At 72.7% G+C, this 10,333-nt stretch carries 9 protein-coding genes; 5 read left to right on the top strand and 4 right to left on the bottom strand.

All coding sequences use genetic code 11. The annotated features are described in order from the left end of the window. Together AOK01_RS11090 and AOK01_RS11095 are read right to left on the bottom strand one after the other, a co-directional pair. Positions 1 to 2,284: ABC transporter permease subunit (locus AOK01_RS11090; RefSeq protein ID WP_055510793.1), on the bottom strand; the 2,284-nt coding region annotated here is incomplete at its 3' end. Continuing rightward, positions 2,284 to 2,781: a hypothetical protein gene (locus tag AOK01_RS11095; protein ID WP_055510794.1), complete on the bottom strand. Its 498-nt coding sequence runs from the start codon at positions 2,779 to 2,781 to the stop codon at positions 2,284 to 2,286. The genes AOK01_RS11095 and AOK01_RS11090, both read right to left, overlap by 1 nt. Positions 2,782 to 2,910: 129 nt before the next feature. On the opposite strand from AOK01_RS11095, the gene AOK01_RS11100 reads away from it, so the two are divergent. From AOK01_RS11100 to AOK01_RS11120, 5 genes are all read left to right on the top strand, one after another. Continuing rightward, positions 2,911 to 3,453, top strand: coding sequence for an MTB12 C-terminal domain-containing protein (locus AOK01_RS11100; protein ID WP_055510801.1), 543 nt, complete (start codon positions 2,911 to 2,913; stop codon positions 3,451 to 3,453). Further along, on the top strand, positions 3,428 to 4,717 hold the full coding sequence (locus tag AOK01_RS11105) for an ABC transporter substrate-binding protein (RefSeq protein WP_055510795.1): 1,290 nt from the start codon (positions 3,428 to 3,430) through the stop codon (positions 4,715 to 4,717). Before AOK01_RS11100 ends, AOK01_RS11105 begins: the two co-directional genes overlap by 26 nt. 155 nt (positions 4,718 to 4,872) lie before the next feature. Beyond that, positions 4,873 to 6,141, top strand: a complete 1,269-nt coding sequence (locus AOK01_RS11110) for a glycosyltransferase family 4 protein (RefSeq protein WP_055510796.1) — start codon at positions 4,873 to 4,875, stop codon at positions 6,139 to 6,141. Then, positions 6,138 to 6,974, top strand: a complete 837-nt coding sequence (locus AOK01_RS11115) for a hypothetical protein (protein WP_055510797.1) — start codon at positions 6,138 to 6,140, stop codon at positions 6,972 to 6,974. The genes AOK01_RS11110 and AOK01_RS11115 overlap by 4 nt, the downstream gene beginning before the upstream one ends. Positions 6,975 to 7,354: 380 nt before the next feature. Next, positions 7,355 to 7,570, top strand: a complete 216-nt coding sequence (locus AOK01_RS11120; protein WP_055510798.1) for an I78 family peptidase inhibitor — start codon at positions 7,355 to 7,357, stop codon at positions 7,568 to 7,570. Positions 7,571 to 7,766: 196 nt separating this feature from the next. On the opposite strand, the gene AOK01_RS11125 is transcribed toward AOK01_RS11120, so the two are convergent. Together AOK01_RS11125 and AOK01_RS11130 are read right to left on the bottom strand one after the other, a co-directional pair. Next, entirely contained in the window at positions 7,767 to 8,801 is a 1,035-nt protein-coding gene (locus tag AOK01_RS11125; protein WP_055510799.1) for a phosphatase PAP2 family protein, read from the bottom strand. A gap of 237 nt (positions 8,802 to 9,038) precedes the next feature. Further along, positions 9,039 to 10,229, bottom strand: a complete 1,191-nt coding sequence (locus tag AOK01_RS11130; RefSeq protein ID WP_055510800.1) for a glycosyltransferase family 39 protein — start codon at positions 10,227 to 10,229, stop codon at positions 9,039 to 9,041. Positions 10,230 to 10,333: the final 104 nt, after the last annotated feature.

A 10,333-nucleotide genomic window follows, 5' to 3' on the forward strand; every position in this document is an offset into this window, starting at 1 on the left:
CGCCGGGCACGGGTGGCGGTGGGCCGGGAGCCGTGCCCCGTCCAGTGCCGGTGCGCCCCGCCGTGGCGGGCGTCCACGGGGTGCCGGACCTGTCGGTACCGTGCCCGGCGGGGTCGGACGAAGGCGGTGGCGCGGGACGCCTCACCGGCGGACGCCCGCCGGGCACGGGTGGCGGTGGGCCGGGAGCCGTGCCCCGTCCAGTGCCGGTGCGTCCCGGCGGGCCGGGTGTCCATGGGGTGCCGGACCTGTCGGTATCGGGCCCGTCGGTGTCGGACGCGGGCGGTGGCGTCGGACGCCTCATCAGTGGACGCCCGCCGCTGAGGAGCCGTCCCGTGTACGGACCCGGGGAACTCCCCGCCGCCGCGGTCGCCCCCGCAGCCGTCATCCCCGCCGCTGCGGCCCTCGCCCGAGGCGTGCCGGAGTCTCGGAGTGTCGCCCGCAGTTTTCGTCCCACCTCGGTGCCCAGCGGGGTCAACCTCGCGCTCTTGCGTGGTCGGAGGCGCTCGGTCGCCCGTCGCAGGGCCGCGTACGGGCCGCCGGGGAAGCGGCCCACGAGGATCGCCAGGAGGCCGATCGAGGCCGCCGCGACGCCGCCCCGGGTGCCCGCGTCCAGGCCGACCAGGAGCGCCGCCGCGAGCAGCGCGCCGAGGACGCTGTCGGCGCCCAGCACCACGATCGCGGCGAACCACAGCAGGCCGCGGACCGGGTCGTACGCCGCCGGGTCGAAGGCACGCAGGCCCATGCCGAGCATGCCGCCGCCCAGCGCGGCCAGGGCGGCGCCCGCCACGAAGGCCGTCAGCTTGAGCACCGGGACGCGGACGCCCGCCGCCGACGCGCCCGCCTCGTGGTCCCGCAGCGCGGCCAGGGCCCGGCCCGTACGGCCCCGGCGCAGCGCGTGGGCGGCCAGTAACGCGCCCGCGAGCAGCGGCAGTTCGAGTACGTAGTACGCGCGGTCGTCCTCGAACCCCGCCGGGCGGCCCAGCGTCAGGCCCGACGTCGCGTACGGCTGGGTGAGGACGAAGCGGCTGACGCCGACGCCCACCGCGAAGGTCGCCAGGGCGAGGGCCAGGCCGTGGCGGCGGATGGCGGGCCAGCCGGTCAGCAGCCCCAGCGGGGCCACCAGCACCACGGCGACCAGGAGCGCTGCCAGCTCCGGGAGCGCGGGCAGGCCCGGGAAGCGGCCCGCCGCCAGCAGTGCGGTGAAGAGGGCGCCGAGACCCGCGTACGCGGCCTGACCCAGCGAGATCTGACCGCCGCGGCCGGTCACGACGACGAGGGACAGGAGGACGACGCCCAGGGCGGGCACCTGGACGGACGTGTGCAGGTCGGAGCCCGCGAAGCCCAGGGGCAGCAGGAACAGGACCACCGCGACGATCCACGCGCCCGGCGGGGTCGCCACCCGGGCCGTCGCCGTGCGCGGGAGGGCGTCCCGGGTGCCGATGCCCGGCAGCACCAGGGCCGCGACGAGCAGGGCGACGACGAAGAGGTTCGCGCCCACCGCCTGGAGGAGCGGTTCCAGCCGGCCCCCGGGGTGCAGCCGGGTCAGCTGGCTCTGGGCGATCCCGATGCCCAGAGCGACCACGACGGCCACCGGCAGGCTGCGCATCCGGGCGGCCACCGCGACCGCCACCACCTCCATCACGAGCAACGGCATGCCGTACGGGTCGAGTCGTACGTACGGGGCCAGCAGTATCCCCGTCAGACCCGCGGTGAACGAGCCGAACGCCCAGCCCGCCGCGGCCACCCGGTCCGCGTCGACGCCGCCCAGCGCGGCGAGCGAACGGTCGTCGACGACGGCCCGCAGCTCCCGGCCGAAACGGGTCCGGCGGACCACCGCGCCCACGCCCGCGGCCAGGACGAGCACCACCGCCAACTGGCCCCAGGGCTCCGCCGGGACGAGCGTCGGCGCGTCCGGGCGTGCGCCGGGGCCCCACACGAGCGCCGCCCCGCCGACGAGCAGGACGAACACGCCGATGGACGCGACGAGGGTCTGCGCGGGGTCACCGCCGAGGACGGACAGGGGCCGGAAGACGAACCGTTCAAGCGCCACACCGATCGCCGGGGCCACCACGAGCAGGGTGAGCGGCGCGGCGAGCGCGAGCGGCCAGTCCCACTCGACGGTGAGCTGCCGCAGCAGGTAGGCGCAGACCATCGCGACGGCGCCGTGCGCGAAGTTGAGCACTCCGGTCGCCCGGTGGGTGACGACGAGCCCGATCCCGGTGAGCGCCGCCGCGCTGCCCACGGAGAGACCGGCGAGGGTGAGGTCGTACGTCAGCGACGCCATCAGCCGGCCGCCTCGGACGGCCGGCCGTCCGAGGCGGTGGGCTCACAGATCGGGCAGGGGGCGAGGTCCCCGCCCGCCAGGACCCGGGAGTCGACGGGCAGGGCCTCGGGCTTCCCGGCGACGAGCGGGCAGTCCGCGCGGTGCCACAGGGTGCCGCCCGGCACCATCAGCAGGTCCCCGCTGACGGCCACGGGCGCGGCGGCCGGCTGTCCGGCCCCGTAGGCGTCGGCCGGGCCTGCCGCCACCAGGAGCCCGTACAACTCCTCCACGCGGGCCCCCGCGAGGGCGTTCCTGCCGTGGGCGAGGAGGACCGCGGCGGCGACGATCAGGGCCGCTCCCGGCACCGTGCAGGACGCGAGGTACGGCAACTGCCGTTCCGCGTAGCGCTCGCCGGAGATCCCGTACCAGCCGAGGACGCACAGCACCGCGCCCGCGGCGAGCGCGGCCCACCCGGCCCAGAGGACGGGGTGCACGGTCCGCAGTCGAGTTGTCCGCATGGGCGCTCCCATGTCATGTGTCTGACTGTCTTCCAAGTCCGCCGATGGACCTGCACTATGCCTTCTGCAGGCCGACCCTGAAAGCTCCGGGCGCGCGCCGCCCGGACCGACACCCCGGTGGTGAGCCAGATGGTTCTCGGGAGCGATCTCAGGCGGGCGGCAGGCCGGGCGCCGGCGGTGCTGGTGGTGCTCGTCCTCGTCCTCGCCCCGGCCCTCACGGCCTGCGGCGACGACAGCGGCGGAGACGATACGAGTCCGCCCTCGCCCTCCGTGAAGCTGCCCAGGCCGACCGAGCCGAGTCCGAGCGCTCCGGACGACCCGGCGGCGGCCGAGAAGGAGATCAAGGAGAACTGGAAGCAGTTCTTCGACCCGGCGGTCCCCACGAAGGACAAACAGGCCGTCCTGCAGAACGGCGACGCGATGGGCCAGGTCCTGAAGAGCTTCGGCGGCGACGAACGCGGCGGGCAGGTGGAGGCGACGGTCGAGAAGGTCGCCTTCACCTCGCCGACCGACGCGGACGTCACGTACACGCTCACCCTGAAGGGCGCCACGGTCATGCCGGACGCCGCCGGGACCTCCGTCGAACAGGACGGCACCTGGAAGGTGTCCGTCAAGACGCTGTGCGGGCTCGTCGGTCTGAGCGGCAATGCGTCGCCGGGTCCGGGCTGCTGAATCCGCTGTCGTGGGCCTGCTGCTCCTGGTGGCCACGGCCTGCGGCAGCCGCCTCCCGGAGAGCGACTTCGGGGACGGGCCCGACCGGACGGCCACCCGCACCGCCGCGGAGCCGATCCGCGTGGGCATCGTCACGAGCGCCACCAGTCCGGTCGGCGGCAACGCCTTCACCGGTCCGCGCGACGGCGCGAAGGCCTACTTCGACGCCCTGAACGCGCGCGGCGGCATCGACGGGCGCAGGGTCGAGGTCCGCCGTTGCGACGACGGCGGCAGCGGCGTCGGCAACAACGAGTGCGTGCACCGGCTCGTCGACGAGGACGAGGTGGTGGCCCTCGTCGCCACGGCCGCCCTCGACTACGCGGGCGCCTCCCGGGTGTCCCACGCGCGCGTGCCCGACATCGGCGGCCAGCCGATCGGCGCGGCCTACGACACCTACCCGCATCTCTACGGGATCTACGGCAGCCTCGCCCCGCGCGACGGAAAGCCCGGCTGGGACGGTGAGCTGTACGGCGGCACCGAGACCTACCGCTACTTCAAGCGGGAGCGGGGCGCCCGTACGGCGGCCGTCGTCTCGTACAACCAGTCCGCTTCGGCGGCGTACGCCCGGCTCGTCACCCGGGGCCTGCGCGCCGAGGGCTACGAGGTGATCACCGAGCAGGTCGACTTCGCGCTGCCCAACTTCCGCGCGGCGGCGGCCGACATCGAGGAGCAGGGCGCCGACCTGGTCTTCGACGCCATCGACAGCTACGGCAACGCCCGGCTGTGCGAGGCGATGGACGACGTCGGCGCCGAGGTCCTCGCCAAGGTGACCAACGTGCAGAACTGGACGTCCACCGTCCGCGAGGACTACAAGGACGCGCCGCGCTGCCGCAACGCCCTGTGGGCGACGGGCGCGAGCCGCAACTACGAGGACACCGGCCACGACGCCGTACGGGAGTTCCGGGACGGCACGAAGGCTTTGAAGACCCGCTCCCAGTGGCAGGTGGAGGGCTGGGCCGCCGCGATGTGGTTCACGGACGCGGCCAGGTCCTGTGCCGAGGAGGGCGTCACGCGCGCGTGCGTCGACCGTTTCATGGCGGCGGGGAAGCCGTACACCGCCGGCGGTCTGCTGCTGCCGGTCCGCTTCGAGCAGCTGCCCGAGCCGCCGAGGACGCGCAGGACATGCCTGTCGGTGGCGCGCTGGGAGGATGCCCGCGGCTGGGTGAGCCAGGGGGACATGAACAGCGAGTGCTACGACGTCCCGCAACTCCCCTACAAGCCCTGATGCGTACAGGGATGCGTACAGGCCTCAAAAGGTTCCCACATCCGGCTATCGATAGCGCAACTGTTCGGGAACAGAATGGTAAGTGAGCCCAACCATCCCACCAAGTCCCCGGTCTAACCCTCTGGTAGCTGGATGAGCCGGAGATACGGGGACGCATGCAGATTTCTTTCCTGATACACAACGCGTACGGAATCGGTGGGACGATCCGGACGACGTACAACCTTGCGAACACCCTCGCCGAGCAGCACGACGTCGAGATCGTCTCCGTCCTCCGCCACCGCGAGGAGCCGGTCTTCGCACGGAACCCGCGCGTGCGCGTGCGACACCTCGTCGACATACGCAAGAACGGCCCCGGATACGAGGGCGACGACCCCGAACATCTGAAACCGGCCCGGGTCTTCCCGAGAGGGGAGATCCGCTACGACCAGTACAGCGCCCTGACCGACCGCCGTATCGCGGAGCACCTCTCGACGGTCGAGGCCGACGTCGTCGTAGGCACCCGGCCGGGTCTGAACGTGCATCTTGCCCGGGAGACCAGACGCGGCCCGGTCCGCGTCGGGCAGGAGCACCTCACCCTCGACAGCCACTCCGTAGGGCTGCGCACGGAACTGCGCGGCGCCTACCCCCGGCTCGACGCCGTCGCCACGACCACGGAAGCGGACGCCCGCGCGTACCGCACGAAGATGCGGCTGCCCGGCGTGCACGTCGAGGCCGTGCCCAACTCCGTGCCCACGCCCGGCGTGGAGCCCGCGGACGGCTCCGCCAAGTGGGTCGTCGCGGCCGGCCGGCTCGCCCCGGTCAAGCGGTACGACCTGCTGATCAGGGCCTTCGACCTGGTGCGCGACCAGCGGCCCGACTGGCGGCTGAGGATCTACGGCAGCGGAAAGCAGAAGGACAAACTGCGTCACCTCATCGACGAACTGGGCCTCTACAACCACGTGCTGCTGATGGGACCGGCCAACCCCATCGAGCCGGAGTGGGCCAAGGGCTCCATCGCCGCGGTCACCTCCAGCATGGAGTCCTTCGGCATGACCATCGTCGAGGCCATGCGCTGCGGCCTGCCCGTCGTCTCCACCGACTGCCCGCACGGCCCCGGGGAGATCATCGACAACGGCGTGGACGGACGCCTCGTACAGGTCGGAAACGTCAAGGCCATCGCCGAGGGCCTGCTCGAACTCATCAACGACGACACGTTGCGCCGGCAGATGGCGGGCGCGGCGCTCAAGGACTCCGAGCGCTTCGACCCGGCCCGGATCGCCGAGCGCTACGAGTCGATCTTCAGCGGTCTCGTCTCGCGCGGCGGTTCCTCGGGGATCGGCCGGATGCGCGGCTCACTGCACCGCACCAGGGGAGCGCTGCTCGGCAGCGCGTACGCCGTTCGGAACGCCGGACTGGCCGCACTCGGCAAGGAGCGTTCCGCATGATGACACTGGCTCCGCAGACCGCGTCCCAGCCCACCGAGGAGGAGGACGCCGCCATGCCGCCGCGAGCCGACTGCATCGCCGACTCCGCGGGCGGGCTCACCTTCGACATGACCGAGCCGGGCGACTCCGGCGACACCCATCTCGTACTGCGGCACCGCGACGGCCGCCAGGAGGTCCGGCTGCCGCTCGCCCCGGCCGCCGACGGCCGGCTGCGCGCCGCGCTGCCCAGCGGCGTCGAACTGCCCGAGGGCCGCTGGGACGCCTACGCGCAGACCGCCGACGGCGAGCCGCAGCGCCTGACGCCCGGCCTCAACGACCTGCGCTCGCTCGTCGACCGGGTACCGAGCGGAGCCCGCGGCCATGTCGCCGTCCGCATCCCGTACGCGACCAAGCACGGCAACCTCTCCGTTCGCAGCTGGCTGCGCGCCCCGCACGCGGAGGCGGGCGAACTGCACATAGGGAAGGACGAGCTGGGCGTCCGGGGCCAGGTGTTCGGGGTCGCGCTCACCCCGGACGCGTACGTCGAACTGGCCGGCCGCACGGAGACCGGGCCCCTGCCGAGGGCCGAGGTCCACCGGGACGAGGCGGGCTTCCACTTCACCGTGGCCTACGCCCGGCTGCCCGAGGGGGTGTGGGAGCTGTGGCTGCGCCCGGCGGGGGAGAGCGGGCCGCGGGTACGGATCGCACGGCTGCTCGACGACATCGCCGACAAGAAGCCCATCTTCACGTACCCGAAGGTCACGCTGGAGACCCGGGACGGCACGGTGGAGGCCGGGCCGTACTACACGAACGACAACGACCTGACGGTGGCCGTCACAGCGGTGACTCCCTAGCCCCGGCCGATCGCCTCGACCGATCGTGACGGGTGCGGGCCGGTGTCCTGTGACGGGTCAACTTCCGTCAGGCGCCGCGTAATCGGGAAAGGAAAGGCGCGAAATCAGGCTCGGAGTCCGGTTTTCCGGGCGGGTATTTCCGGCCGTGGTGAAGATAGTCCCGGGGGTCTCGGAATTAGGTTCGAAGGCGGGCCGGAATCGTACCGGACCCGTATGGAAGCGCCCGTACGTGTGAAGGCCCGCCGCGCGGAAGTCGATGTGACCGAGGCCGAATCGCGTGTCGTTGTCCTGTGACAGAAGTGTGACCGGAGAGGTACCGGTGACGGATGGTGGCGGGCTCCGGGGTTCCCCGTCCGTATCGCGGCGCCTAACGTGGCGGCATGGCACCGATTCCCACTCCACCCGCAGAACCCGCCGACACACCGGACGCGTACGTCGGACTGGAGGCGAGCGGCGCCGAGCGGCAGGCCCGCGAACGCGGCTGGTCGGCCGTGCGGTCGCTGCCGCCGGGCGCGATCATCACCATGGAGTACCGCGTGGGGCGGCTGAACTTCGAGGTCACCGACGGCCGGGTGACGCGTTGCTGGAAGGGATGAGTTCGCTCGTGGGCAGGGTGCGGGCCGGTGGGGGCTGAGCGCGCAGTTCCCCGCGCCACCAAGAAAAAAGCCGGGGCGCAGCCCCGCTTCTAGGGGCGCGGGGAACTGCGCGACAAGCCCCCACCGGCGGGCGGACGAGCGTCTGCGGGCGGCGGGGATCGGCGTGCGTACCGGCCCCGCGCCCAGCGGCTCGTGGTCAGCCGCCCGCCACCGGGCGCGGAGACGCCGTGCCGCGTGTCACTCGGTCCGTCTGCGGCGGCCGGCGGCTGCCGATCGGCGTCACCGGGGTGCGCTCCGAGCGGGTCAGATGCGGGCCCGGGGCCAGATACCCCGGCGCCCGGGGCGGTCGGGAGGCGGCCACCGGCTCGCGCACCACGGGCTGCTGCTCGTCGGCGGAGTCGCCGCCGATCGGGGCGAGCGCCGCGGGCACACCCACCGGGGCGGCCGGCGTCGGCGTCGGGACCGTGCCGCGACGGCGGTTGCGCCAGGCGTCGCGCAGGTCGAAGATGCCGGCCTCGGCACGCGCGATCAGCGGCTCGACCCAGGGCAGCGCGAGCAGGATCAGCAGGCCCGCGGCCCAGCCGAGGACCACATCGCTCAGCCAGTGCGTACCGAGGTAGACGGTGGTCAGGCCGACGCCGAGGGAGACCACGGCGGAGAGCGCCGACAGCCAGCGGCGGGCCCACGGCGTCGAGGCCAGATAGGCGAGGATGCCCCAGGTCACCACGGCGTTGGCGGTGTGGCCCGAAGGGAATATGTCGCCGCCGAGCCACATCTCGTTCGAGCCGACGTTGGTCGCGTAGTGCGGACCGAGACGGCCCATGCCGAACTTGGCGGCACCCACCGTGGCGTTCAGCAGCAGCAGCGAGGCGCCCAGCGTGAGCAGCGGGCGCAGGGTGTGCTGCCGCCAGGAGCGCCAGCCCAGCCACGCCGCGATCATCACGGCGGTGGGGCCGCGCTGGCCGAGCACCACGTAGTAGTCGAGGAACGCGTGGATCTCCGGCCACTGCTGGTACGGCCGGAAGAACATGACCTGCCAGTCGAACCGGACCAGCCACGAGGTGATCACGACGGCCCACACGATGGCCGCGTAGAAGGCGAGCGTGGACGCGAAGAGGACCACTCGGTGCCGGCTCATCCTGGGCACGTCGATATGGGCCGGTCGTTCCGGCTCACGGTCCAGCCGGGCGAAGACCCGGTCCAGACGAGTCAGCTTTCGTTCGGTACGCACTCAATCGACGTTACAGCGAGTGAGGTGTGTTCCAGGCCGAAGCACCCTCTTTGTGATGACGATGTGATGTGGGATCTCTCTCAGAAGGGGGTTTATCGCCGTGGATTACGGAATCCCCCGTCCGCTCTTCCTTCAATTCGATTGATCACTTCGGAGCGGAGTTTTATGGCGCTTTCAAATGCGTTCACCGAATGCTTGCGTGTCCTTCTCCCGACGCTCACCGGCCACCCTGTGTGATCACGGCGGACCCGAGCCGTTCAGCCAGAACGCGCCGTACGCCGCCGACGCCACCGCCACACCGCCCAGCACCCACACCGACCTGGACGTTCGCAGTCCGGCGAGGGCCCGGGCGAGGGGCAGAAGGAGGGGGAAGGCGGGCATCAGTAGGCGTGGTTTCGAGCCGAAGTAGCTCGACGCGCACAGCGCGAGGACGGTGACGACCCCCGCGTACACCAGGAGCGGCAACGGCTGCCGCTGCCGTACGCCGGTCACGTACAGCCGAACGAGGAGACCGACCCCGACGAGCAGGCCGAGCCCGGCCAGGGCCGACGGGAACGAGGTGAACTTGTCGGCGACGAACCGGGCGAACGCGTACCCGCCGTCGAAGCCGTTGCGCCAGCCCGCCTGGACGTCGAGATAGCCCAGCGGGCCCCGGCCCGTGCGACGGCCGACCCACAGGACGTAGCCGGCCGCGCCCAGGGGCGCGATCAGCATCCCCAGGGCGCGCCGCCACCCGGGCGCGCCGTCCTTCGCCGGCGTGCTCCGTTCCCGTACGAACGTGCTCCGTTCCCGTACGAAAGAGGCGAGGGCCGTCACCCATACGGCCGCCACGACCGCCGCGCCGACCGGCCGGGTCAGGCCGGCCAGCGAGGCGAGCAGGCCCGCGGTCAGCCAGCGACCGGTCAGGACCGCGTACAGCGACCAGGCCGCGAGCGCGGTGAACAGCGATTCGCTGTACGCCATCGACTGCACGATCCCGACGGGCAGGACGGCCCACAGGAGCACGGCGCAGATCCCGGCCCGGTGCCCGTACACGTGGTCCGCGACCGCGAAGATCCCCCAGGCCGCCGCGAGCGAGGCGACCGCGCTCACCAGCAGGCCCGCGTCGGCGTACGACAGAGGGGACACCGCCGACACCGCCCGCTCCAGCCAGGGCAGCAGCGGGAAGAAGGCCAGGTTCGAGTGCACGTCGCCGCCTGGCAGGCGCACCTCATAGCCGTAGCCGAGCTCGGCGACCCTGGTGTACCAGAGGGAGTCCCAGCGGGCCGAGAGCAGTTGGTGCGCGCTCTTGTCCCGGGCGGCGCTCCACACCGCGAGCGTCACCAGGCCCAGCGCGCGCACCGCCGCGTACCCGAGCAGCGCGGGCACGGCACGGCGCCAGGACGGCCCCGGGCGGGCCGGCGTGACAGGCGTTTCAAGATCGGTCACAGGCTCGATTATCGAGGGGGCCCGCGACCGGGCACCCCGCCGGGGGGCGGGCTCGGACCCGGCGGCGCGTGGCGCACGCCACACGCGTCACAGGAGAACGTGAG

Source organism: Streptomyces aurantiacus (assembly GCF_001418335.1).
GTDB lineage: Bacteria > Actinomycetota > Actinomycetes > Streptomycetales > Streptomycetaceae > Streptomyces > Streptomyces aurantiacus.

Bases quoted from the DNA above. Each gene is read 5' to 3' on its own strand.
- AOK01_RS11120 (WP_055510798.1), top strand. From the start codon at position 7,355: ATGGCACCGATTCCCACTCCACCCGCAGAACCCGCCGACACACCGGAC.
- AOK01_RS11105 (WP_055510795.1), top strand. From the start codon at position 3,428: ATGCGTCGCCGGGTCCGGGCTGCTGAATCCGCTGTCGTGGGCCTGCTG.
- AOK01_RS11115 (WP_055510797.1), top strand. From the start codon at position 6,138: ATGATGACACTGGCTCCGCAGACCGCGTCCCAGCCCACCGAGGAGGAG.
- AOK01_RS11100 (WP_055510801.1), top strand. From the start codon at position 2,911: ATGGTTCTCGGGAGCGATCTCAGGCGGGCGGCAGGCCGGGCGCCGGCG.
- AOK01_RS11110 (WP_055510796.1), top strand. From the start codon at position 4,873: ATGCAGATTTCTTTCCTGATACACAACGCGTACGGAATCGGTGGGACG.
- AOK01_RS11095 (WP_055510794.1), bottom strand. From the start codon at position 2,781: ATGCGGACAACTCGACTGCGGACCGTGCACCCCGTCCTCTGGGCCGGG.